General features: G+C 60.0%; 18 protein-coding genes and 4 pseudogenes. 14 read left to right on the plus strand and 8 right to left on the minus strand.

Annotation, left to right across the window (positions count from 1 at the left end):
- Nucleotides 1-179: 179 nt before the first annotated feature.
- Nucleotides 180-554, minus strand: a complete 375-nt coding sequence (locus ACFOJ9_RS38415; protein WP_245331022.1) for a calcium-binding protein — start codon at nt 552-554, stop codon at nt 180-182.
- A 481-nt stretch (nt 555-1,035) separates the two neighbouring features.
- Here ACFOJ9_RS38415 and ACFOJ9_RS38420 point away from each other — a divergent pair.
- A pseudogene (locus ACFOJ9_RS38420) lies at nt 1,036-2,342 on the plus strand (IS5 family transposase); the annotation flags it as partial.
- Between the two features lie 293 nt (nt 2,343-2,635).
- On the opposite strand, the gene hemN (ACFOJ9_RS38425) reads toward ACFOJ9_RS38420, so the two are convergent.
- Nucleotides 2,636-3,985: an oxygen-independent coproporphyrinogen III oxidase gene (gene hemN / locus ACFOJ9_RS38425; RefSeq protein ID WP_095084250.1), complete on the minus strand. Its 1,350-nt coding sequence runs from the start codon at nt 3,983-3,985 to the stop codon at nt 2,636-2,638.
- A gap of 156 nt (nt 3,986-4,141) precedes the next feature.
- On the opposite strand from hemN (ACFOJ9_RS38425), the gene ACFOJ9_RS38430 reads away from it, so the two are divergent.
- The 10 genes from ACFOJ9_RS38430 (at nt 4,142) to ccoS (ending at nt 13,641) form a co-directional block, all read left to right on the plus strand.
- Complete coding sequence (locus ACFOJ9_RS38430) at nt 4,142-4,870, plus strand: Crp/Fnr family transcriptional regulator (protein WP_095082125.1); 729 nt, start codon at nt 4,142-4,144, stop codon at nt 4,868-4,870.
- 131 nt (nt 4,871-5,001) lie between these two features.
- Entirely contained in the window at nt 5,002-5,244 is a 243-nt protein-coding gene (locus tag ACFOJ9_RS38435; protein WP_378976327.1) for a hypothetical protein, read from the plus strand.
- Nucleotides 5,245-5,556: 312 nt separating this feature from the next.
- Nucleotides 5,557-7,167 (plus strand): cytochrome-c oxidase, cbb3-type subunit I, encoded by a 1,611-nt coding sequence (ccoN, locus tag ACFOJ9_RS38440; protein ID WP_095082122.1) that lies wholly within the window; start codon nt 5,557-5,559, stop codon nt 7,165-7,167.
- Between the two features lie 10 nt (nt 7,168-7,177).
- Complete coding sequence (gene ccoO, locus ACFOJ9_RS38445; protein WP_095082120.1) at nt 7,178-7,909, plus strand: cytochrome-c oxidase, cbb3-type subunit II; 732 nt, start codon at nt 7,178-7,180, stop codon at nt 7,907-7,909.
- 11 nt (nt 7,910-7,920) lie between these two features.
- Nucleotides 7,921-8,070, plus strand: a complete 150-nt coding sequence (locus ACFOJ9_RS38450) for a cbb3-type cytochrome c oxidase subunit 3 (protein ID WP_095082116.1) — start codon at nt 7,921-7,923, stop codon at nt 8,068-8,070.
- A 2-nt stretch (nt 8,071-8,072) separates the two neighbouring features.
- On the plus strand, nt 8,073-8,936 hold the full coding sequence (gene ccoP / locus ACFOJ9_RS38455; RefSeq protein WP_095082114.1) for a cytochrome-c oxidase, cbb3-type subunit III: 864 nt from the start codon (nt 8,073-8,075) through the stop codon (nt 8,934-8,936).
- A gap of 205 nt (nt 8,937-9,141) precedes the next feature.
- Nucleotides 9,142-10,707, plus strand: a complete 1,566-nt coding sequence (gene ccoG / locus ACFOJ9_RS38460) for a cytochrome c oxidase accessory protein CcoG (protein ID WP_378976329.1) — start codon at nt 9,142-9,144, stop codon at nt 10,705-10,707.
- Nucleotides 10,704-11,201: a FixH family protein gene (locus tag ACFOJ9_RS38465; protein ID WP_378976331.1), complete on the plus strand. Its 498-nt coding sequence runs from the start codon at nt 10,704-10,706 to the stop codon at nt 11,199-11,201. Before ccoG ends, ACFOJ9_RS38465 begins: the two co-directional genes overlap by 4 nt.
- Nucleotides 11,198-13,489 carry a cation-translocating P-type ATPase gene (locus tag ACFOJ9_RS38470; RefSeq protein WP_378987465.1) on the plus strand — a complete coding sequence of 764 codons (2,292 nt, stop codon included), beginning with the start codon at nt 11,198-11,200 and terminating at the stop codon, nt 13,487-13,489. The genes ACFOJ9_RS38465 and ACFOJ9_RS38470 overlap by 4 nt, the downstream gene beginning before the upstream one ends.
- Nucleotides 13,486-13,641: a cbb3-type cytochrome oxidase assembly protein CcoS gene (gene ccoS / locus ACFOJ9_RS38475; RefSeq protein ID WP_095082106.1), complete on the plus strand. Its 156-nt coding sequence runs from the start codon at nt 13,486-13,488 to the stop codon at nt 13,639-13,641. The genes ACFOJ9_RS38470 and ccoS overlap by 4 nt, the downstream gene beginning before the upstream one ends.
- A gap of 251 nt (nt 13,642-13,892) precedes the next feature.
- On the opposite strand, the pseudogene ACFOJ9_RS38480 reads toward ccoS, so the two are convergent.
- The 3 genes and pseudogenes from ACFOJ9_RS38480 to ACFOJ9_RS38490 all read right to left on the minus strand — a co-directional run.
- Nucleotides 13,893-14,634 (minus strand): annotated as a pseudogene (locus tag ACFOJ9_RS38480) (carbonic anhydrase); the annotation flags it as partial.
- A gap of 486 nt (nt 14,635-15,120) precedes the next feature.
- Entirely contained in the window at nt 15,121-16,152 is a 1,032-nt protein-coding gene (locus ACFOJ9_RS38485) for a LacI family DNA-binding transcriptional regulator (protein ID WP_095084249.1), read from the minus strand.
- A 246-nt stretch (nt 16,153-16,398) separates the two neighbouring features.
- A complete protein-coding gene (locus ACFOJ9_RS38490) occupies nt 16,399-17,766 on the minus strand; it encodes a dicarboxylate/amino acid:cation symporter (protein ID WP_245331020.1) in 1,368 nt (455 codons plus the stop codon).
- Nucleotides 17,767-18,857: 1,091 nt separating this feature from the next.
- Between ACFOJ9_RS38490 and ACFOJ9_RS38495 the strand changes: the two are divergent.
- From ACFOJ9_RS38495 to hemN (ACFOJ9_RS38505), 3 genes and pseudogenes are all read left to right on the plus strand, one after another.
- A pseudogene (locus tag ACFOJ9_RS38495) lies at nt 18,858-19,264 on the plus strand (histidinol-phosphate aminotransferase); the annotation flags it as partial.
- A 16-nt stretch (nt 19,265-19,280) separates the two neighbouring features.
- A pseudogene (locus tag ACFOJ9_RS38500) lies at nt 19,281-19,614 on the plus strand (LLM class flavin-dependent oxidoreductase); the annotation flags it as partial.
- Between the two features lie 179 nt (nt 19,615-19,793).
- A complete protein-coding gene (gene hemN, locus ACFOJ9_RS38505) occupies nt 19,794-21,128 on the plus strand; it encodes an oxygen-independent coproporphyrinogen III oxidase (protein WP_095082102.1) in 1,335 nt (444 codons plus the stop codon).
- A 70-nt stretch (nt 21,129-21,198) separates the two neighbouring features.
- On the opposite strand, the gene ACFOJ9_RS38510 is transcribed toward hemN (ACFOJ9_RS38505), so the two are convergent.
- The 3 genes from ACFOJ9_RS38510 to ACFOJ9_RS38520 all read right to left on the minus strand — a co-directional run bounded on the left by ACFOJ9_RS38510 (nt 21,199) and on the right by ACFOJ9_RS38520 (nt 23,388).
- A complete protein-coding gene (locus ACFOJ9_RS38510) occupies nt 21,199-21,330 on the minus strand; it encodes a hypothetical protein (RefSeq protein WP_378921994.1) in 132 nt (43 codons plus the stop codon).
- A gap of 236 nt (nt 21,331-21,566) precedes the next feature.
- Nucleotides 21,567-22,313, minus strand: coding sequence for a sulfotransferase (locus ACFOJ9_RS38515; protein WP_095082100.1), 747 nt, complete (start codon nt 22,311-22,313; stop codon nt 21,567-21,569).
- A gap of 286 nt (nt 22,314-22,599) precedes the next feature.
- Nucleotides 22,600-23,388 carry an ABC transporter permease gene (locus ACFOJ9_RS38520; RefSeq protein WP_378987468.1) on the minus strand — a complete coding sequence of 263 codons (789 nt, stop codon included), beginning with the start codon at nt 23,386-23,388 and terminating at the stop codon, nt 22,600-22,602.
- Between the last annotated feature and the right edge of the window lies 1 nt (nt 23,389).

The following is a 23,389-nucleotide window of genomic DNA, read 5'->3' on the forward strand; positions in this document are numbered from 1 at the left end:
GCTGCTAAAAATCTGCCAAAGTAGTGCTAGCATCATCAAAAACAAAACAACTCCCCACCACGACACGCGGTCACCGCCGCGCCCACGGTCATACCTTCGCCGATTGTACCGGTTATCTGCTAATTGGTGGACTCTGCCCCTATGGGGATGTTTCGACCTATTCGGTTTCGAGCGCATTCTTATCGCTCGCACCCAACGCCGTCATGATCTCGATCGAGACCATTTGGGTCGGATGGGCCTACCGCGACCGGGCCTTGCACAACCGGGTTGTTCCCCTTGCCGCCAGCGCAGTCCAGATCGACGCTGCTGTTTGGAACCTGGCCGAGCGCGGCCGCAGGCGGCGCCACGCCGTGATACCGCTGGACAACCGTCGTCATGCGCTGGCCATCGCCTTCGATCTTGGTGTTGTTGCTGTTCGGATTGAACGGATCGACCGTTTGCAGCAACTCGTTCTGATTGAGCGAGTCGCCCGCTGCCAGCGTCACCGTCTCGTAGTTGTTCAAATAGTCGGCAGCACAGCCCGAAATAACAGAGGCGGCAACCGCGATCGACACTAAACCCCAACGCATTAAGGCATCCCCCGACACCGGTCCTTGACTATGGGATATTGGGTGGTTGTTGTCGAATCGACAGGGAGAACGGAAATACGCCTTTTGGAGGAATGCCTTTAGGTCGGCTGGTTGGCCAGCAGTTTGAGAACTCGTATCCGCGTCGAGTTCTCAACTTCGACCAAGCGCGCCATCAAGGTGCCTCAGGCTTAACGTCAAGGATGGGCAGGCTGCAATAACGATGTTTGCCCGCTTTCTCGTGTATCCAAGCCTTTAGCGGCCTGTCCGCAATCGGCCCAACTAGGCGACCTGTCCGGAAAGCGCCGCATTGTCGAACTCGGAAGGCTTTGATTCAATTAGGATTCTGCTACAGCTTTGCGTTTGATTTTGCCGAAAATCGTGGCTTTGAGCTGCGATTTCCGGCAAATTGAAAGCGTACCCGTACGCGTGATTCGACGGTTGATGCGAAGCTGCGAGGGAGCGAGCGATGCGGCCGAAGGAACGACGCGAAAGCGGACAGACCGACCTGTTGCGATCCCGGCTCGACCAGATCCTCAACATGGATCATGCGCTGGTGAAACTGGCCCGGTCGATCGACTGGCGTTTCCTCGAAGAACGGCTCGGCGCGGTCTATGACGACGACCCCGGCCGGCCGCCGCTGCCAACCGGGTTGATGGCGGGCCTGGCCATCCTCAAGTCGATGCACAACCTATCCGACTAGGCGCTGTGCGAGCGCTGGCTTGAGAACCCCTATTACCAGCTGTTCTGCGGCGAGGAGTTCTTCCAGCACCGCCTGCCCCTTCGACCGCAGCTCGCTGACGTCTGCGCATGGGCGAGGAGCGGCTGATGGCCTTGCTCCAGGAGAGCCTTGCGGCAGCGACGCGGCTGGGGGGCGGCCAAACCGGCCGACGTCCGTGCGGTGATCGTTGACACCACAGTGCAGGAGAAGGCCATCACCTTTCCGACCGACGCCAAGCTGATGCATCGGGCCCGCGAGTGGCTGGTGAAGTTGGCCAAAAAAGCGGCATCGGCCTGCGCCAGTCCTATGCGCGGGTCGGCAAGTTCGCGCTGATCAAGCATCAGCGTTATGCCCATGCCAAGCAGTCCAAGCGCAAACCGGGCGCTTAAGCGGCTGCGCACCATGCTCGGCGCGGTGATCCGCGACATTACCCGCAAGCTCGCCGGGCAGCCCGAACTGCCCAGGTCTTCGCCCTGCCGCTGGCTTGCCCGGCGCGTCAGGGACCAGCGGCAGCGCGAGCGCGGCCGCAAGGTCTATTCCCTGCACGCTCCCGAGGTGGAATGCATCGGCAAGGGTAGGCCCACAAGCCTATGAGTTCGGCGTCGAGGTCTCGGTCGCCACCACGCTGCAGCGCAACCGCGGCGGCCAGTTCGTCGGCCCATGTCAAGGCGCTGCCCGGCAATCGCTATGACGGCCACACACTGGCCACCGTCATTCCCGCCATCGAAACCGCTATCGGTGCCAATCTCGGCAAGATCGTCGCCGATGCCGGCTATCGCGGCCACAACGCGCCGAAGGACAAGATGTTCAAGGTCCATGTCGCCGGCTACCAGGGGCGGCATCACCAAGGCCATCAAGCGGGCACTGCGACGCCGGGCCGCTGTCGAACCGGTCATCGGCCATCTCAAGCAGGACCACCGCATGGGCCGCAACTTCCTGGCCTTCACCGAAGCGACGCCAACAACGCCATGCTCGCCGGCGTCGGCTACAACTTCAGCCTCTTGCTCAACTGGCTGAGGCTTTTGTTTGCCTACCTCTTGGCGCTGCTGCAACCGCTGCGGCGTCACCGGTCCAGCCACGATCAGCCTGACCTCCGCAGCTCAACCGGAATAGCCTCTGAAACGGGGCTCGCCTACAACGCCGGTGCCGAATGGCTTTCTTCACGGGCGACTGAGGAGCTTCGAAAGGAAGACACGACCCGGCGATATCGTCGCCCTATGCCAAAGACCCTCGCATCTAGTCCGTTCTCAAAACCCTATCTTGATGCGACGGTCGCCGATGGAGGGTCACAAACGTAGGGCAATCGGTTCGCGATCGACTGAAAACGATGACCGTTCGTCTGCGGTGCTCAGACTGCCACCGAGTGCCTGGCTGTACTACTTTCGAAATATTTGTCGAACTTGGCCGCGATGCTTCGCACGAAAGGGCGACTTGCGGCCGGCACAACGAATTTGTCGCCATCAAGTTCAAGCAATCGAACCGGACCGTGGAGGGCCATGGAACTCGACTGCTGAAGGAGCCTCTGGCCGGCTTCGCCGAAGCGTTCTACCAGATCGATCGCCGAGAAGGCGAAGTCGCACATCAGCCGCTCGATGATCCAGCCACGGACGCGATCGTCGTCGGAAAGCGCGATGCCGCGGACGGCGGCCAGCCCGCCATCCGCGACCATGCGTCCGTACTCGGCGGGCGAGGCCATGTTCTGGACGTAGCCCTGACGAAAACGGCCGATGGACGAAGGACCGAGACCGATCAATGTCTCGCAGCGATCCTCTGTATAGCCTTGGAAGTTACGATGCAGGGCCCCTGTGCGGGCAGCCACCGCCAGCGCATCGCCCGGTTTGGCGAAATGGTCGAGCCCGATTGCTTCGTATCCCTTGTCCACAATCGCTCGTGCGGCAAGTTGCGATTGTGCGAACCGCTCCGTGGGACCGGGGAGCCATGCCTCTTCGATCATCGTTTGATGCTTCTTGAACCAGGGCACGTGAGCGTAGCCGAAAAGCGCCATCCTGTCCGGTTCCAGGGTCAGCGCCTGCGCTACGGTGGAACAGACGCTCCCCCTGGTCTGGTGCGGCAAGCCGTAGAGCAGATCGAGATTGACCGATTCGACGCCACGTGAACGAACTCCGTCGACGACTGCCTTGGTCTGCAAAAAGCTTTGCTCGCGGTTGATCACCTTTTGCACTTTCGAATCGAAATCCTGCACGCCGAGGCTCGCCCGCGTCATGCCAATTTCGGCGAGTGCATCCAGGTGTGCTTCATCCATGTCATTGGGTTCGATTTCGACGCTGATTTTCGCGTCCGGGAGAAAATCGAAGCTGTCCCGTAGGCGAACCCCCAATGCGACTAGATCTTCGGGCTTCACCATCGTCGGCGAACCGCCACCGAAATGGACCGCTCGGACACGACCCTTGCCGCTGACAAGACCGGCAACCGTGGTGATCTCCCCATGCAGCGATCGCAGATAAGCGGCCACCGGCTCGTAATGACGCGTCTGCTTGGTATGGCACGCACAGAACCAGCACAGCTTGTCGCAATAGGGGATATGAAGATAGAGCGATATCTCGTCACCGCTTCCGAGCGCCTGCGACCAGACGCGGTAAACGGCAGCATCGACGCCCGCATGGAAATGCGGCGCGGTCGGATAACTGGTATAGCGCGGGACGTTCTCGCCAAGTCTGGCAGCTAATTCCGGTCGCATATCGCGGTCCACCGTGTTTGCATCGCGGGACCCTAGATGCATCGCTGAGCCAAAGCATTGATTTCGGTCAACCCTCGGCATGGACAAACTGCCGCAGGATTTCTCTCGCACCGATTGTTATCCTGCCGGCATTTGGGATCAATAAAAGCGAGCGTAATGACGGTACAGCAGGACATTCACAGTTCCGGTATTCCCGTCCTTTGCCTGTCTTGCGAGGCACGGCATCGCGGTGCCTGCGGTGCGCTCGACCCAGACCATTTGGTCGGGCTCGCCAAGACCTCGTGGCGTCACAAAATCGAGCCCGGGGTCAAACTGATCGGCGACGCCGAGGCCGTCGACAGCTATTCGAACGTGCTTTCAGGTGTGGTCAAGCTGACGAAAAGCCTTTCGGACGGTCGGCAGCAGATCGTCGGCCTCCAGTTCGCACCGGATTTTCTGGGACGGCCCTTCAAGGTGGAAAGCCCGATCAACGCGGAAGCGGCTACAGTTGTCTCCTTGTGCTCGTTTCCGAAGGCGGCGGTCGAGCGGATTATGAAGGAAGCACCGGAACTCGAGCATCGCCTATTCAAGCAGACGTTGATCGAACTCGACGCAGCCCGCGAATGGATGGTGACTGTGGGGCGCAGGACGGCACCAGAAAAGGTGGCGAGCTTTCTGCTCACGATCGCCCGGAATATCGATCGGACTGTTGATCCGGCGGCCAGGTCGGCGCGCTTCGATCTGCCGCTGACGCGTGTCGACATTGCTGACTTCCTGGCACTGAGGTTCGAGACCGTGAGCCGACAGCTGACGCGATTGCGGGCTGACGGCATAATCCGGATCGAGAACAATCGCCATGTGACGGTGGACAACATGAGCCGGCTGGAACAGCGCTGCGGCGGCTGAGGCGCGCGACAACCGCTCTTTCAATAAGACCTAAGTGACGGAACCTACGTCCGATACTCCGAGCCGCGGCGGGACATGCCTCTTCTTCGATCGCGATCTCCCGCCGCAAGCCTTTGAAGGAGCCGCGTAGCATGAACCCGACAGCTTCCGCATTGTCTATTGGGTCCATGGCCGATCGCCAGGAGTGTTTCGACCACTTCGTCGGCGAAGCATTGATCCTCGACATACTCGACGAGCAACCGGGTGGTGGAGGCAAGATCGACTCCGGCCGAGGTCAAGCACGCCTCATACGCCGGGAAAATGAACCGTCTCTTCGAACCTATAAACGTCACGGAGAAGTGAACGACCCGCGTTGCCTATGCCAAGACATTTGAGACGTTCGGAAAGGCATTGTTGACGCTTTCCAGCGCGCGTCGCAGAGCCTCAGTTTTCCCGATACGCCGCCTCTCATCACATCGTACGGAATCGCCTCCAAGCCGGGCCGGGCCGGGGACGTCGGACTCTCTCACGAACAGGCGGCTCGTGCTGCGTTTTCTCAGTCAATCGCCACCTTCTGATTGCACCGAGCTCAATGCTGCCCAGTAAATTCGTGCGGCTTTGACCTGGATCATGGCGGGCACGCGGCGGCTCGGCAAGTAATGCACCGCGGATTTGGCGTCCGCGGGAATTCGAGATCGGGACTTGCGATGAAATTCGGCACAGAGATCGCCCTTTTGAGCCTGTTTGCTTTTGCCGCCCTTGTGGCCGCCGGCTTCGGCGTGGATGAAACTTTTCGCCAGCACATGTGGGTTTTGTTCTTCACCGTGGCTGGCTTCACCGTGATCCTGATGCGCAACACGGAGTTCAAGCCCGCCGCTCCGATCGACCCCACGGCCTACATGGACGGTCCGGTCCGCTATGGCGCCATCGCCACCATGTTTTGGGGTGTTGTCGGCATGCTGGTCGGCGTGGTCATCGCGCTGCAGCTCGCCTACCCCGATCTCAACATCCAGCCCTGGTTCAATTTCGGCCGTTTGCGGCCGCTGCATACGTCGGGCGTGGTCTTCGCTTTCGGCGGCAACGCGCTGCTTTGCACGTCTCTATATGTCGTACAGCGCACCTGCCGCGCGCGGCTGTTCGGCGGCGATCTCGCCTGGTTCGTGTTCTGGGGTTACCAGCTCTTCATCGTCATGGCGGCGACCGGCTATCTGCTCGGCATCACCGAGAGCCGCGAATACGCCGAACCCGAATGGTATGTGGACATCTGGCTGACCATCGTCTGGGTCGCCTATCTCGTCCTGTTCCTCGGCACGATCCTGAAGCGCAAGGAACCGCATATCTACGTCGCCAACTGGTTTTACCTGTCCTTCATCGTGACCATCGCGATGCTGCATGTGGTCAACAACCTGTCGATGCCGGCCTCCTTCCTGGGCTCCAAGAGCTATTCCGCGTTTTCCGGTGTCCAGGACGCGCTGACGCAATGGTGGTACGGCCACAACGCCGTCGGCTTCTTCCTCACGGCCGGCTTTCTTGGCATGATGTATTACTTCGTGCCGAAGCAGGCGAACCGTCCGGTCTATTCGTACCGGCTGTCGGTTATCCATTTCTGGGCGATCATCTTTCTCTATATCTGGGCCGGCCCGCATCACCTGCACTACACCGCCTTGCCCGACTGGGCGCAGACGCTCGGCATGGCGTTTTCGATCATGCTGTGGATGCCGTCGTGGGGCGGCATGATCAACGGCGTGATGACGCTCTCCGGCGCCTGGGACAAGCTCCGCACCGATCCGATCATCCGCATGATGCTGATGGCCGTCGCCTTCTACGGCATGTCGACCTTCGAAGGCCCGATGATGTCGATCAAGACCGTCAACTCGCTATCACACTATACCGACTGGACGATCGGCCATGTCCATTCCGGAGCGCTCGGTTGGGTGGGCATGATCTCGTTCGGTGCGATCTATTACATGGTGCCGAAGCTGTGGAACCGCGATCGACTGTATTCGCTGCGGCTCGTTACCTGGCATTTCTGGCTGGCGACGCTCGGGATCGTGGTCTACGCGGCGGTGATGTGGGTGTCCGGCATCATGCAGGGCCTGATGTGGCGCGAATACGACGAGCAGGGCTTCCTGGTCTACTCTTTCGCCGAAACCGTCGCCGCCATGCATCCCTACTATGTCATGCGAGCCATCGGCGGTGCGATGTATCTGTCCGGTGCCCTGATCATGGCATGGAATGTCGCCATGACCATTCGCGGTTACCAGCGCAAAGAACAGCCATTGCCGGGTTCCGTGCCCGCCCTCCAGCCCGGCGAATAAGGAGCCAGAAATGGGCTTGATGGACAAACACGCAGTCATCGAGAAGAACGCCACGCTCCTTCTCGTCGGGTCCTTGCTGGTCGTGACGGTCGGCGGCATCGTTGAGATCGCACCGCTCTTCTATCTCGACAACACGATCGAGAAGGTCGAAGGCATGCGGCCTTACTCGCCGCTCGAGCTCGCCGGACGCAACATCTATGTGCGCGAGGGCTGCTACCTCTGTCACAGCCAGATGATCAGGCCGTTCCGCGACGAAGTCGAGCGCTACGGCCACTACAGCTTGGCGGCCGAGTCGATGTACGATCATCCGTTCCAGTGGGGATCGAAGCGAACCGGCCCGGACCTCGCGCGCGTTGGCGACCGCTACTCCAACGAATGGCACGTCCAGCATCTCAACGCGCCACGCTCGGTGGTACCGGAATCGATCATGCCGAGCTACGCCTTCCTGAAGGGCACACCGATCGAGGTGAAGGATTTCTCGACGCATCTGATCGCGAACAGGCGAGTCGGCGTCCCCTACACAGACGAGATGATCGCCCAGGCAAATGCCGATCTGATGGCACAGGCTGATCCCAATGCCGACACGTCCGGTCTGGAAGGCCGCTACCCCAAGGCCAAGCTTGGCGACTTCGACGGCAACCCCCAACAGGTCACCGAAATGGATGCCCTTGTCGCTTACCTGCAGATGCTCGGCACGCTTGTTGATTTCAAAAACTACGACGAAGCCGCCGGCTACCGCTGAGGAGAATGTCGATGGATTACAATTTGATGCGGGAGTTTGCCGACAGTTGGGGCCTGCTCGCCATGGCTCTGTTCTTCATTGGCTGCATTGCATTTGCGCTCCGACCCGGCAGCCGCGGGCTGGCCGATGAAGCCGCCCGGATTCCTCTCGAGGAGGATTGATGATGAGCAACGAGCAAGTCGACGAAATCTCAGGGATCGCGACGACCGGCCATGAGTGGGACGGGATCAAGGAACTTAACAACCCACTTCCGCGCTGGTGGGTGATCACCTTCTACGTCACCATCGCCTGGGCAGCCGCCTATACGATTGCCTACCCCGCCTGGCCGATGCTCAGCTCCGCCACCAAGGGCGTTCTGGGCTTTTCCAGCCGAAACGACGTCAAGAACGAACTTGCGGCTGCCGAAGCAGCCAAAGGCACTTACGTCGCAGCCATCGAGCAGAAAAGCGTATCCGAAATTGTTGCCGACGATGCACTGCGCGAATTCGCCGTCGCAGCCGGTGGCGCCGCCTTCAAGGTCAATTGTGTGCAGTGCCACGGCTCCGGCGGGCAAGGTTCCGCGGGCTTTCCCAACCTCAACGACGACGACTGGCTGTGGGGCGGCAAGGCGGAGCAGATTCAGCAAACGATTATGCATGGCATTCGCTTTGCGTCCGACCTGGATACACGCGTTTCGGAAATGCCCGCTTTTGGCGACATCATAACGCCCGAGCAGATCACTCAGGTCAGCGCCTATGTCGCCAGCCTATCGGGGGCTGTCAAAGACGCGAGCCTGGTCGAGCCCGGCGCCAAGGTCTTCGCCGAGAACTGCGTGGCCTGTCATGGCGACAAGGCACAAGGCAACAGGGAGCTCGGCGCGCCCAATCTGACCGATGCGATTTGGCTCTACAGATCCGGCGAGACCGCCATCGCCGCCCAGGTCCGCGAGCCGAAGCATGGCATCATGCCGGCATGGGCCGGGCGCCTCGGCCAGACCGCAGTCAAGGAACTCACAGTCTATGTCCATTCGCTTGGCGGCGGAGAATAGGATCGGAAGCCTATTCTCGGCCCTCCCCGCCAAGCGACGAGGCCCGGCGCGCCGGGCCTCGACACATTCGGGCGTGCGGCGATTGTTCTGATTAATGGGGCGCTCCGTGTCGATGCGGCAAAACATGCTTAGCTCAGCATCTTGGACGTTACCCAAAGCAGACGAGTGCGGTTGCACGCCAATACCATCGGCGGCGCGCGAGGAGATGCCCGTGCTAAAGAAAACGCAGGTAGCGCCCCACGCAGCCGAGGCGGTCAATTCCGCCAAGACGCGGCAGCCGCTCTATGCCGCGCGCAAGAAGATCTTCCCGAAACGCGCCTCCGGCAACTTTCGCCGCTTCAAGTGGCTGGTGATGGCGATTACGCTGGGCATCTACTACCTGACACCCTGGCTTCGATGGGACCGCGGGTCATACGCCCCGGATCAGGCCGTGCTGCTCGATCTCGCCCATCGGCGATTCTACTTCTTCTTCGTCGAGATATGGCCGCAGGAATTCTATTATGTCGCCGGCCTTCTGATGATGGCCGGAATCGTTCTCTTCCTGATCACATCGACGGTTGGCCGGGCCTGGTGCGGCTATACCTGCCCGCAGACCGTTTGGGTCGACCTGTTCCTGGTGGTGGAGCGAGCGATCGAAGGCGATCGCAACGCCCGCATGAAGCTCGATGCAGGGCCATGGACAATGCGCAAGCTGGTGTTGCGGGTCTCCAAGCACGCTATCTGGCTGGTCATCGCGGTTGCAACGGGTGGCGCCTGGATTTTCTATTTCGCCGATGCCCCGACGCTGGCTTTGGACGTCGTAGAAGGCACCGCCGCTCCTGTGGCCTATGTGACCATCGCCGTACTAATGGCGACCACCTACACGTTCGGCGGACTGATGCGCGAGCAGGTCTGCACCTATATGTGCCCGTGGCCGCGCATTCAGGCGGCGATGCTGGATGAGAATTCGCTAACCGTCACCTACAATGACTGGCGCGGCGAACCGCGCTCGCGTCATGCCAAGAAGGCTATTGCCGCCGGGCAGCCGGTCGGCGATTGCGTCGACTGCAATGCCTGCGTCGCCGTTTGCCCGATGGGCGTCGACATTCGCGACGGCCAGCAGCTCGAATGCATAACCTGTGCGCTTTGCATCGACGCCTGCGACGGCATCATGGACAAGCTTGGCAGGGAACGCGGGCTGATCTCCTATGCGAGGCTTTCGGACTACAATGCCAACATGGCGCTTGCGACTGCCGGCGGCACCGTCCCGGTGAACCCGGCACTCGTCCGGACTGTCACAGGCGCATTTTCCGACGGCCTGGCACACTTCCAACTTCGCAACATCTTCCGTCTGCGCACCTTCATCTACCTCGGCGCATGGTCGGCGGTCGGACTGGCGCTGCTCATTTCGCTGCTCACACGCGAGAGGCTCGAGTTGAATGTCTTGCATGATCGCAACCCGCAATTCGTCTCGCTCTCCGACGGCTCTATCCGCAACGGCTACACCGTCAAGCTGCTGAACATGATCCCCGAGCCACGGACGATCGTCGTCACCATGCAAGGCTTGCCAGGGGCTGAAATGAACGTGGTCGGCGACGACATCCCGGCAGGCCGTTCCTTCGCCATTCCGGTCGAGCCCGACCGCCTGAAGATGCTGAAGGTCTTCGTGCGCCAGCCGGTCGATCAGATCCGCGGCATAGCGCAGACCTTCAAGTTCCGTGTCGAGGACAAGGCGAGTTTCGAGGCGGACGAATACACCGCCATTTTCAACGCGCCGGAGACCGCCAGATGAGTGCGAATACGCAGAAATCCCGCGAATTCACCGGCAGGCACATGTTGGCCATCATCCTTGCCTTTTTCGGAGTGGTGATCGCGGTCAATCTGACCATGGCGACGCTCGCCAACACGAGCTGGACCGGCCTTGTCGTCGAAAACACCTATGTGGCGAGCCAGCAATTCAACAAGCAGGCCGAGGAGGGTCGCGCGCAGGCAGCGCTCGGCTGGACCGGCAAGCTGACCATCGCTTGGGGCGAAGTTCGCTACGGGCTCACCGACTCCGCCGGCAAGCCTGTTCCCTTGCGTGGCGTCAAGGTGCTGTTTCGCCATCCCGCCTACGAAAAAGAGGACAAGGCCGTCACGCTCACGCTCGCCTCCGGCCAGGAGTTTGCCGCGCAGCACATGCCGAAGGACGGCGTCTGGATCGTCGAGATCGACGCCGATGCCGGTCTGGCGAAACCCTATCGCGACGTCCGCAGGATCATGATTTCCCATGGAGCGCTGCAATGAGCTGTTGTGCGCCGGGCGCTGAAATGGCGCTGGATGTCTCGAGCACCACATCGGCCCTGCCGTCTAGCGAGGAGATCAGGCTGGCGAGCCGATCGCTTGGCGATGACCTTCGCCAGACCGATCTTTCCGTGCCGACAGTTCATTGCGCAGCCTGCATCCAGACGATCGAGACGGCGTTGGGAAAGCTCGATCGCGTCGAGGGTGCGCGCGTCAACCTGTCGACGAAGCGCGTCGCGGTCCGGTGGCGTGGGGACGAGGTTCCACCGTTCGTCGCCGCGATTGGGCGGGTCGGCTACCAGGCGCATCTCTTCGCTCCCGAGGCCGACGCGAAGGACAGGACGCTTTCGGAGTTGATCCGCGCCGTAGCGGTCGCCGGGTTCGCGGCGGGCAACATCATGCTGCTTTCGGTCTCTGTCTGGTCAGGTGCTGAAGGTGCAACCCGTGACCTGTTCCACTGGGTCTCGGCGCTTCTCGCCATCCCTGCCCTCGCCTTCGCCGGCGGCATCTTCTTCCGCTCGGCCTGGAATGCGTTGCGCCACGGCCGCATGAACATGGACGTGCCTATCGCGGTCGGGGTGTCGCTCGCCTACGCCATGAGCCTCTATGAGACGATCAACCATGGCGATCACGCCTATTTCGATGCGTCGGTGTCGCTGCTGTTCTTCTTGTTGATCGGCCGCACGCTGGATCATGTCATGCGGGAACGTGCCCGGACCGCCGTGAAAAGCCTGTCGCAGCTGGCGGCGCGTGGCGCAATGGTCCTGCGCAGCGATGGTGCACGCGATTACTTGCCGGTTGGCGAGATCGAACCAGGCATGTTGCTGCTGATCGCAGCCGGCGAAAGGATACCCGTCGACGGCAAGATCATTCAGGGGGCGTCGGATCTCGACTGCTCGCTGGTTTCCGGCGAGAGCACGCCGAAAACCGTGGCGTCGGGGGAACGGGTTCAGGCCGGTACGCTCAATCTCACCGGCTCGCTGACGATCGAGGCGACAGCCGCCGCGAAGGATTCATTCCTGGCGGAAATGGTTCGCCTGATGGAGGCCGCCGAGGGCGGCCGGGCGCATTATCGCCGGATCGCCGATCGCGTTTCGGCGCTCTATGCCCCTGTGGTTCACCTGACCGCCTTCGTGACGTTCCTTGGCTGGATGGCGGCAACCGGCGACTGGCATAGGGCGATCACCATCGCCATTGCTGTTCTCATCATCACATGCCCGTGCGCGCTCGGCCTCGCCGTGCCGATCGTTCAGGTGGTCGCCGCGCGGCGCCTGTTCGAGAACGGCATCATGGTCAAGGACGGTTCGGCCATGGAGCGCCTGGCGACGATCGACGCAGCGGTATTCGACAAGACGGGGACACTCACGCTCGGCCAGCCGCGGCTCGTCAATGCATCGTCCATCGATCCAACGATGCTGGCGATCGCAGCCGACATGGCCGCGCATTCCCGCCATCCGTTTTCAAGGGCGATGGCCGGCTTTGCGGGGTTTTCCGGCCAGCCCAAGCTCGAATCCGTCAGCGAATATCCGGGCTTCGGGATCGAAGCCAGCGCCGCCGGAAACACTTGGCGTCTTGGCCGGCGCGGATGGGCTGGATGGAAAGCCCGAACCGGCGGCGAAGGCAAATTAGGCGGGTTCGGTGCGACAGTCCTCTCGAAGAATGGGATCATCACCGCATCCTTTGCTTTCGAGGATGCGCTGCGCCCCGATGCCAGCGCAGCCGTTAAGCAACTGAAAGATACCGGCCTGTCGGTGGAAATGCTGTCGGGCGATACGGCAAGGGCCTGCGGCGAGGTGGCCGAAACATTGGGTGTCGATCGTTTCGTTCCCGCGATGCTTCCCTCCGGCAAGGTCGAACGGATCGAGACGCTGGCGAAAGGCGGACATAAGGTTCTGATGGTCGGCGACGGGCTTAACGATACGCCTGCGCTGGGCGCGGCGCATGTCTCGATTGCTCCGGCGACCGCCGCCGACATTGGCCGCAACGCGGCGGATTTTGTCTTCTTGCGCGATAGCCTTCTGGCAGTACCCCTCGCGCTGGATATTTCCAGGAAGGCAGGTCAGCTGATCCGCCAGAACATCGCCATAGCGATCGTCTACAACACCGTCGCGGTGCCGATCGCCATTCTGGGACATGTCACGCCGCTGATCGCGGCGGTCGCGATGTCCGCCTCGTCGCTCCTGGTCATCGGAAATGCGTTGCGCTTGCAAGGATTTGCGTCGAACGCTCCGGCCAGAATTGCTCCGCACAACAGACGCTCCCGCATCGGCGAATGGGCACGAATGTCATGACGACGCTCGTCTACCTCATACCCGTGGCTCTGTTCCTCGGAGCGCTTGGGCTCTCTGGCTTTCTTTGGGCTCTGAGGAGTGGCCAATACGAGGATCTTGATGGAGCTGCCGAGCGGATTCTCATCGAACGGGACGACAAGCCGGAACGCTGATTGATGGCAACAGCTATCGGCATCATCGCCCGCTCGGATGTCGTGACGCATCGCGCTTGATCATCTTGGGCCGCCAGTCCAACAGTGAGGCCGCCAGACCAGCCTCTCGCGCGCTCGCCAACACGTCCGCACCCGGCTACTTCAAACCGTGCCGTAGCTTCTGCCGACCAGCGTCGCCGCGGACGCTGCGGGCTTGCCGCCGGACGGTTCGGAACCGTCGCGGGCCACCTTATACCAAGAGTCATGGGGTAGAGGCCCAGGATAAAGCGCCGATTGGGTGAATGGATCGGCCGCGCATTCGACGGGTAGAGTGAGGTAAATCGCTTGATATCTGCAGCGCCGACCTGGACCGGTTCCATCGCCACCATCCACTCGACGTTTTCGGTGCAGGGCGTCGTCGTCAATGATCCCTCATAGGTCCAGTAGCCAAGCGAGGCCGGCAGAAGACCGTTGGGATCGACCTCGTCGACCGCCATCTCCTCGCCTAGCCGCATGGGAAAAGCTTCGGCAAGGCCGGCAAAGCCGGCATTTGTCGCGCCTGGTGTCAGAAAGACGCCCAGCACACCCAGAGTATCGCGGTTCTGTGTCTTTATGGACGAAATGCACTTCCATCGGGAAACTTTTGCCCGCCACGTGGTGTTCGCTCGGTGCATGGAAATGGAACGGTATCAGTTCGTAGATCCGATCCCCCCCGCGGGTTAGCGTGCTGCCTTCCGGCATGTTGATTTGAATGGCGTGGCCGTTGTTCACCATCTTGCCGCCGCCCTTGTGCCAACCAATAGAGATGTGCGGAATATCCGCCTTGACTGCGCTGTTGATATCGATCGGTGATTGCTGCGTGCCCGCCGAGCAGACGAAATTTTTCATATCCAGATCGGCCCAGTACTCGGGTCCGACCGGGCCAGCATATCCCCAATGGGTGCTCGCCGCATCCGCGGCCTGAGCGCAAATCGGGCATGCGCCGAACCCTTTGATCAGACTACGACGGTCCATATGCTTTCGCTCCTTGGTGCGAACTGGTGTTTTTCTAATTGAGGCTGCGAGGTTGCGAGTTTGACACATGCATCAGCGACCCAGAACTGGGCTATCGTGATTGTCGTGAGCGCTGGCGACGATAAGTTTGTCCCGGACCTTTTTACAATGATCCATTAAGGCGTTCACCTCGGCGATCACGCGATCCGGCGTGATATCGAACTTGCAACGGACTTTACGCAGCGGCACACTTTGTCCAGACCACATCCGCGAGATTTCGAGAATCTGCTGTGTGAAAAATGCGCCGCCATGTGATCGGGTGCAGGGCAGGGCGATGCCTGGCGCATGGCTCGGCCTTCCTTTCCATAACGCGCGGCCGCCGTTGTCGGCTGTCTGGGCTTGTGCCGCGCCCCAACCGCCCGTTGGTTCACGAGACCGCAATGAGGATAGTCAATCGACCTTTCTTTCATTTGTGAAAGGAAGCTCAGATGATAGAATTCCATCAGGTCATATATTTTCCCGCAGATAGATGTCGAACGGCAGAAATGTCTGCCCCGGTGTCTCCGCGGTGCCGGTCTCGATGGCCCGGACTACCAATGTCATCAGCTCCTGGCAAAGCCGGCTAAGTGGCGTGGCGACCGCCATCGTGATGATGTTATCTGCGAGCGCCGCCCGTGACTCCGGCGTGATTTCATTCACGATCGCCACGAGATCCTGACCTTGGCCCTCTTCACGAAGCGCGGAGATGGCGCCCTCCATGCCCCCGCCGGCCAGATAGAAGCCGGCGAGTTCAGGTTCCCTCTGCATGAGATCCAGCGTTGCTTCGTAGGTGATCTGCCGTTTCTCGAGGTTCATGAACGTATCGAGCACCTCGAATGTCGGCGCGTTCTCACGGAAATAGGAGCGAAAGCCAACATCGCGGAGCTCGTGCCCCTGGAAACGATGGCTGCCGACAAACACCGCCACCTTACCGGGCCGTTTTGCGACCCTGGAAAACATCCAAGCGGCCGTCCGCCCCACCTTACGGTTGTTGAGGCCGATATAGCCCTGGCGCACGCCGGTGGCGAAATCGGAAAGCAGTGAGAAAACCGGAATGCCTTTTGCCTTGAGCTCCTCGACCGCAGCCGTAATCTTCGGGTGGTCCGGCGCCACCATGGCGATGGCGTGGCAGCGTGCGCCCAAATCCTTGAGGAGCGCGACCAGGTCGCCCGGCACATGTGACGGCGCGAATTCGATGAGCGGAATACCATGGAAGGACTGGGCCGTGCTGACCGAGGCTTCGAGCTCGCGCGCGAGGTCTTGGTAGAATTTCTGGGCGGGTTTTCTCAAGATGAAGCCCAGCCGATAGTGCGGCAAGTCCCGCTGCAGGCGTTGCTTGATGAGACCGGCAGCATGATAGCCGATGGCGCGGGCGGCCTCGTGGACCCGCCGCGCGGTTTCCTCTCGCACGGGATGGCGGGCGTTCAGCACCCGATCGACTGTTGCGACGCTGACCCCGGCTTCGCGGGCAAGATCGGCAATTGTGGGACGCTTGGCCATGTTCCAATTCTGATTTGTTTTATGCCGTTGGCTCTCTATCGACCAGCGCGCCTCGGCCACGATCACGGGCGGCAAAAATGAAGGCGTGCGCATGCTCCGTGATCGACAAACAGGACTGCAAGCGTAGCCGGGCGCCTATCAACATACGATTCGTTTGCTTGTGGCACTCATAATTTTGCGCTCACCGCATTAGCGCTCTGATTCCATGAGCTCGCGAAGCGCCGTTTGGAGCCTGCGGTTCGATGTTTATTTCTTGTGACGAGTGCGACGACCTAACAGGTCGATGGGCGTTTGATCGGTTGGCCGGTTTAATGTCTCGACAATCTGGTGACCGCGGAAGGCGGCTTGCAACTGCACTTGGTCCAATTCGCCTTCCCAGCGGGCCACGACGAGCGATGCCACTGCGTTACCGACGAAATTCGTGAGCGCCCGGCATTCGGACATGAAGCGGTCGACGCCAAGGATCAGAGCCATGCCGGCAACGGGAACACTCGGTACTACGGAGAGCGTAGCGGCTAGCGTGATGAAGCCCGCGCCGGTGACACCTGCAGCACCCTTCGAGGAGAGCATCGCGACGAGCAGCAGGAGGACCTGATCGCCGATCGAGAGATCCGTATTCGTCGCCTGCGCGATGAAAAGGGCCGCAAGCGTCATGTAGATGTTGGTGCCGTCCAGATTGAAGGAATATCCGGCCGGGATGACCAGACCAACCACGGAGCGCTTGGCGCCAGCCTTTTCCATCTTTTCAATGAGCGAGGGCAGCGCGGCCTCCGAGGAGGATGTTCCCAGGACAAGCAGCAGCTCTTCCTTGATGTAGCGGATGAGAGAAAAGATCGAAAAGCCGTTGTAACGGCAGACCGCGCCGAGAACCCCGAACACGAAGAGGAAGGCGGTGAAATAGAACGTCCCGACCAGCATCGCCAGGTTCACGACCGAACCGACGCCATATTTGCCGACCGTGAAGGCCATGGCGCCGAAAGCGCCGATCGGCGCAGCCTTCATCAGAATGCCGACCAGCTTGAAGACGGGCGCGATCAGCGCCTGGAAAAAGCAAGTGACCGGCGTGGCCGTCTCTCCGGCCATCGCCAGAGCAATGCCGAACAGAACCGAGAAGAACAGGACCTGCAGGATGTCGCCGTCCGTGAAGGCACCGACGATCGTTGACGGGATGATATTCATCAGGAAGTCGGTCACGGACTGCTCGTGGGCTTTTGCGGTATAGGTATTCACGGCCTGGACATCGAGCGAGGCCGGATCGATGTTGAGGCCGGCGCCAGGCTGAACGACATTGGCGACGATAAGGCCGACGATCAATGCGAGCGTCGAAAAGGTGAGGAAATAGACCATCGCCTTGCCGACAACGCGGCCGACCTGCTGGAGATCGTTCATGCCGGCGATGCCGGTCGCAATTGTCAGGAAGATGACAGGGGCGATGATCATCTTGACGAGCTTGATGAAGGCATCGCCGAGCGGCTTCAGGCTCTCGCCGAGTTCCGGATAGAAATGGCCAATTGCGACGCCGAGGATGATGGCAGCAAGCACCTGCGCGTAAAGCCTGGCATAGAAGGGTTTGCGGGGCGCGGGACTCGCGCTGGGGACTTGTGGGGCTGACACTGTTTCTCTCCCTGACCGGATTGGGGCGGGCTGTTCATGCCCTTCACAGGCTTCTCCCATCGCGGCGCCGGTCGAACGCTGCTGCCATCTCGCCGCAAGTGCCGTGCCAAATGGAAGACCTGTGTCACAACGTCCTCTCCCGAGCTTTTGTCACGCCGCGCAAGCGGCCTTGTGCGGATAATCGCACAGTCTGCCTTCACCCCTAGCGGAATCTCGCACGAAGATTCGCCAACGGTCGGTCTGAAGAATGCATAAGATTGATAAGGGCGCGCCTTCAAGCAGGTCTTTTTGTTCCCTGGCAGATCGGCCGTCGGTCGACCTCTTGGGCTTGCGGTTTTGCTCGCCCCTCGCTTTTGTCGTCTTTGCGACGAGCCGCATCGTTGGCACCAGCAAAGGGCGTATTCCTTACGCGACCGTGTCCTTGCCGCGCTCGCGCTGCAATCGACACTTTGAAATAGGACGTCTAGAAGCAGAGACCGCTGGTTCCCGACCCGCGATGGTGCGGTTCAAAAGAGGCTTCGCAGTCGTCGCGCTCCCAAGGACGCCGCGCTCGACGACTTCGTGCCGTCGCACGCGAAACCGCCTGCTGTATCTTCTCCGTCATCAATGACGAGGGGAATGGCGGTTGCCGCAAGCAACGCCAGTGAGCCCACCAGTCTCGTCGGCAGCGATAACCTGTTCCGCCATTACTTCAATAGGCGTATGCGCTCGGCCGTCAGCGCGTGCCGGGGACCGCGGAGGCGCTGGGCAGACCTTCCTTCCATGACGCGCGGCCGTCGTTCTTGGCTGTCTGGCTTCTGCCGCCCAACAACCACCCGTTGATTTAGGAGACCGGAATGAGGGAGGAGAGTCAATCGAACTCTCTTTCATTTGTGAAAGGAAACCAGCCGTCTATGATAGCATTCCATCAGAAATTTCCCGGCAGATGGAATTGGAACGGCAATGTCTGCGACGTGATACGTCAGGCCGTTTCTCGCGCTTGACCGTGACCAGGGCCCGATCGGCCGCGACGTACAGTCCATCCGATCGAGGACAGCCCGACCGACCTCACGGCGGTCGGGCCCTGACCAAGGTGTTAAGGCGATGCAAAACTGCAAAGTGTTCTTCCGTCCCTTTTGCAAGTGACGAGACAATTAGAAGCTCTGCCGTCCAACGGACCAGCACCGGATTTAGGTTGCGTCAAACTAAAACACAAATGAGAACCCATTTCCATTGCCGGCACGCATAATGGAAAGTGCGGTTGCAGCCATCGAACGCCAATAACTGTATCCAGAAGACGGCAACATCAGCTTGAGGGAGGCGGCCTCCAATGCCTACGGCGTCTCCAAGGATCAGGTGATCGCAGGTAACGGATCGTCTGAACTCCTCGGGCTCATTTACAGAGCTTTCCTTGCCCCCGGGCGATAGGGTGGCGAGGATGTCGCCAGTTTTTTCGTTCAACTGCAAACTTGACATGATGCAAGGTGCTCAATTTCTCGAAATTGGATCGAGCGAAGCTAAAGCGCCATTTCTTGTTACTCCGAATGGTCGTCATTGGGCGTTCTGAAGCAGATGCGTATTCGCTCGCCGCACCTGCTTACGAATGATGGCTCAGGAGTTTTAGATTCGTTCACGACCTTAATGCCATCGCGACTCCGCCAAACTTGCCGCTGACCTTCGATGCAGCAATCGGGAGTGAATTGTGCGTAGTAGGATCGGCCGTCTATGCGAAAGACTCTGCTTGATCAGTTGGAAGAGGCAGGTTCCAACTAGCTTCTTTGTCAACGGGCATTTGGGAATCTGCCGCTAGATGCTTCCCTATACACCGCAATGACGATTCAATCCGAAATTACGACACGAGTTGGCTGACCATGAATTCGCTGTCCGATTGGTCGCTCCCGGTATTAGCTTCTACCTGGGTTGCGCGAGCTTGCAGGTTGCCGAAACGCCGGTTTCGCGGCGAAAGCGGAACGGATTTGACTTAGCGCAAAGACACAGGAGAGCCGCAGCGGTAAGAATGACAGTTATCGGCATAGGACGGTAAACCGTTGCGGACCTCGATCCTGACAAAATATCACAAGGCCCGCCTGCCTTGGTACACCATCTATCCGACTGTGCCGGAGTTCTCCGAGGCGGTCGGTGCCGAGTCATACAAGGAATGGCTGAGGGACCTGCCGGCCGAGGAATCGGTGTCACTCTATCTCCACATTCCGTTCTGCCGATCGTTGTGCTGGTATTGCGGCTTCCCTACCACCATCACCCGGCAGGATGCCCCGATCATCAAGTATCTCGCGGTGCTGCGTGACGAGATCCGGTTGGTCTTGGAGCAAGTGCCGCAACCGCTGCCCGTGAGCGACGTGCATTTCGGCGGTGGAACGCCGACCCTCATTGGGCCAGCGGAGTTCTTGGCCATGATGGAACTCCTGGGCCGCGGTTTCGCGTTGAGGAAAACGGCTATGGTCGCCGTCGAGATCGACCCACGAACGTTCACGGCCGAGATGGCCGAAGCCTTAGGAGCAGCCGGCGTGAACCGGGCGAGCCTCGGCGTGCAGACCTTCGACCCCATTGTTCAAAAAGAGATCAACCGGGTCCAGAGTGAGGCGCAAACGGCCGCTGCCGTCGAAATGCTGCGTCGACATGGAGTAAGCCGCATCAATTTCGACCTCATCTTGGGCCTCCCGCATCAGACGGTGCGGTCCTGCATCGAAACCGCGACGGCGGCGATCGCCATGCGCCCCAGCCGGCTTGCGGTGTTCGGCTACGCGCACATTCCGTCCCTTATAAAGAATCAGCGCCTGATCGACGAGGCAGCGCTGCCGGACAGCGCTGCTCGCGCCGAACATGCTGCGGCCGTAGCCGAGACGCTGGTTGCCGCAGGCTACCGAGAGATCGGGCTCGATCATTTCGCCTTGCCGGACGACGAACTCGCGCTGGCACAAAAAACCGGTCGCCTGCGGCGTAACTCGCTGGGCTATTCGGCCGACACCTGCAAAACCCTGATCGGGTTCGGCGCGTCGGCTATCGGCCGTGTCGGCGAGGGGTACGTCCAGAACGAGGTTACACGGGATTCCTACACCAGGCACATCGCAGCTGGGCATCTGGCGACGTCAAAGGGCTACCGCCTCACCGACGAAGACCGCGTGCGAGCCGCAATCATCGAGCGGCTGATGAGCGATCTCGAGGCCGATGTGCCGGCAATCTGCGCCGCCCATAGATCTGATCCGAGCCGCTTTCTCGATTCAGCTGAACGCTTGGCGATGCTGGCCGAGGACGGGATAGTGGACATCGAAAAGGGTTTCATCCGCGTGCGGCAGGAGCATCGCTTTGTGATTCGCGCTGTTGCTGCCGCATTCGATGTCTTTCTCGACCGGGTTGCCCCGTAAGCCCAGCCAGGCAGCGTGAGGGAGGCCAAAGGGATGACCGCTCGCCGCTAAACGGCAATGCTCCGGTAAATCACAACAAAGCCTTGGGCAACATGGCGACGCCGGTCCTGGTGGAGTGACCGAATTCGGCGTCAAGATCAGGACGAAAGCCTTGCTTCGCGACAAAACCGTCGCGCTCGGCATCCATCTGGATGCGCGACATCGGGAACGCCCACGCCTTTACCCGTCACATCGATGCCGGCGTCGTCTTGGTCAACTGTTTCGACCGCGCTGACATGGACCTCGAGGTGACTACAAGCAGACTGGGACCGGGCCGACAAATGCCTTGAAGCGCTGACACAATAGAGCGGAGCGCCTCTTCCCGCAAAAGGAATGCTACGTCAACAAGCATGCAATGTGACGCTGGGAGTAAGCGCGCCAGTGGCTGCGAGGAGCCAGTCAGGCGGCACCGAGCTCAAAGAATTTCGCATAAGGACCATGTGCGAAGTGTGCCCGCAACTCATCAAAATTCCATACCGTTTCGTGCAACGGGCGCGTTTCTTGGCGCTCAAGGACGCCGCTACCAGGGAGCTGAAGCGCTGGAACGCCAAGGAAATCCAAGACAGTTGCCACGCAAGCGCCGGGATCGCGAAGAAGCCACTCATACTCGATTCCGAGCATGTTAGTTAACCCGAAGGCGCTCACGACCCGAGCGTGGAAATCATCGGCAGCTTTGAAGTAGGCCTCACAGGCGGCGAGTGACAATGTCACGGGTGACGGTGGAGCGGTATTCTTGTCCGAACTGAACTTAAGCCACTGGCGAGTTTGTCTTGCCTGCACTAGCGATCTCAGCGATTCCAATGTGTTTCTGCGAATTAAAAGGATGACCTTGAGGCCCTCCCAACGGGCCAGTTGTCCAAAAAAGCCCGGACGCTCGTAAAACTGAGGTTCGTTGATCTTGCAGCCAACATGCGTCACCTTCTTGTCGCTTCTCGTCGGGTAGTGCAAGAAGGCCTGCTCCAGGAGTTCGCGATCGCTGCGTAGCAGGCGATCCTTATCGGGCCAATTCGTATCATATGTATTGAGCAACTCACCGTTGCTTAACACATTCGGATGCTCGTTTAGCAATTCTTCCAGGTAGTGCGTGCCACTCCTTGGCATCGCCAGGATTGCAAATGGCTCAGGAGAAGTGCGGAGATGGGTCATTGAGTGCGTTTCCGATTAACATTTGCGAAGGATCCAGCAAAGAATCCTGGCACCGCCGGCTCTTCAAACTGGGGGGTGGCTTTGCTCCGTAGCGCTCAGCACCTGCTCCGATTCCATCCGGACCTTCTATAACAGGTGACATCTTCGCTGGTGGTGTTGTGCGTCAGTTGCGCCGGCGCCTCGGCCTTCGATATCCGCTCGCGCCACTTCTTCCAATCCGAGCACGCTTACCTCCAGGCTGTAGCGATGCTGCACCCGTGTCTCCTTCTTTAAGTCGCAAGCAGTATCAACGCAGCAGACGTCGGCGAAGCAATGCAGACGACAAGAAGAATGCTACTACTGCGTAAATGCAAAGAGCGCCGATATGCACGCCGACATCAACAACCGGGCGACCGAGCATTGCCGGACGAATGAGGTCGATCGAATGTGCCAGCGGCAAGAAGCGTGTTACCTGCTGAAAGGCGCCAGGCAGTTGGTTGATTGGGAAGACAGCGCCGGACAGGAACAGCATGGGCGTGATCACGAGCGTCTGGTAAAACACGAAATAGTCGTAGCTCGGCGCAAGGGCGGTGACGACCATCGCCAAACTCGCAAAGGTTAGGCCAGTGAGGGCGATGACCGGCAGCGTATAGAGCACGGACGGCCAAGCCGCATAGCCCAGCATGGCGGCAATAATTGTAATTGCCGTACCGGCCAGGAAGGCCCTGGTGGCTGCCCACGCCAACTCACCGAGAATGATGTCGCCGAGGGTGAGCTGGGTGTACAAGATCGCTTCCCAAATGCGCCGGTCGCGCATGCGAGCGAAAGCCGCGTAAATTGTTTCGAAGGTCGAAGCGGTCATCGCGCTTGCCGCGATCATCCCGGCTGCCAGGAAAGCACTGTACGAGGTACCTTCAACGCGACCGACCATTATTCCGAGGCCAGAGCCTAGTCCGAAAAAGTAGATCATCGGATCGGCTAGGTTGCCGAGAATTGACGCAAGTGCCACCTTCTTCCATGCCAGATAATTGCGGCGCCACACGGCAAGCCAATTCCACGCGTTGGCGGGTAGAGCCGCCGCAAAACCTTCGTCCATC

Source organism: Mesorhizobium cantuariense, from assembly GCF_042647205.1.
Lineage (GTDB): Bacteria > Pseudomonadota > Alphaproteobacteria > Rhizobiales > Rhizobiaceae > Mesorhizobium > Mesorhizobium cantuariense.

Excerpts from the sequence above, each read along its gene's own strand:
- hemN (WP_095084250.1), bottom strand. The coding sequence starts at position 3,985 with ATGCGACCGGAATTAGCTGCCAGACTTGGCGAGAACGTCCCGCGCTAT.
- ACFOJ9_RS38465 (WP_378976331.1), top strand. The coding sequence starts at position 10,704 with ATGAGTGCGAATACGCAGAAATCCCGCGAATTCACCGGCAGGCACATG.
- ccoO (WP_095082120.1), top strand. The coding sequence starts at position 7,178 with ATGGGCTTGATGGACAAACACGCAGTCATCGAGAAGAACGCCACGCTC.
- ccoN (WP_095082122.1), top strand. The coding sequence starts at position 5,557 with ATGAAATTCGGCACAGAGATCGCCCTTTTGAGCCTGTTTGCTTTTGCC.
- ACFOJ9_RS38515 (WP_095082100.1), bottom strand. The coding sequence starts at position 22,313 with ATGACCCATCTCCGCACTTCTCCTGAGCCATTTGCAATCCTGGCGATG.
- ccoP (WP_095082114.1), top strand. The coding sequence starts at position 8,073 with ATGAGCAACGAGCAAGTCGACGAAATCTCAGGGATCGCGACGACCGGC.
- ACFOJ9_RS38430 (WP_095082125.1), top strand. The coding sequence starts at position 4,142 with ATGACGGTACAGCAGGACATTCACAGTTCCGGTATTCCCGTCCTTTGC.
- ACFOJ9_RS38450 (WP_095082116.1), top strand. The coding sequence starts at position 7,921 with ATGGATTACAATTTGATGCGGGAGTTTGCCGACAGTTGGGGCCTGCTC.
- ccoS (WP_095082106.1), top strand. The coding sequence starts at position 13,486 with ATGACGACGCTCGTCTACCTCATACCCGTGGCTCTGTTCCTCGGAGCG.
- ACFOJ9_RS38435 (WP_378976327.1), top strand. The coding sequence starts at position 5,002 with ATGAACCCGACAGCTTCCGCATTGTCTATTGGGTCCATGGCCGATCGC.
- ACFOJ9_RS38510 (WP_378921994.1), bottom strand. The coding sequence starts at position 21,330 with ATGTCGCGCATCCAGATGGATGCCGAGCGCGACGGTTTTGTCGCGAAG.
- ACFOJ9_RS38470 (WP_378987465.1), top strand. The coding sequence starts at position 11,198 with ATGAGCTGTTGTGCGCCGGGCGCTGAAATGGCGCTGGATGTCTCGAGC.
- ccoG (WP_378976329.1), top strand. The coding sequence starts at position 9,142 with ATGCCCGTGCTAAAGAAAACGCAGGTAGCGCCCCACGCAGCCGAGGCG.
- ACFOJ9_RS38520 (WP_378987468.1), bottom strand. The coding sequence starts at position 23,388 with ATGGACGAAGGTTTTGCGGCGGCTCTACCCGCCAACGCGTGGAATTGG.
- ACFOJ9_RS38485 (WP_095084249.1), bottom strand. The coding sequence starts at position 16,152 with ATGGCCAAGCGTCCCACAATTGCCGATCTTGCCCGCGAAGCCGGGGTC.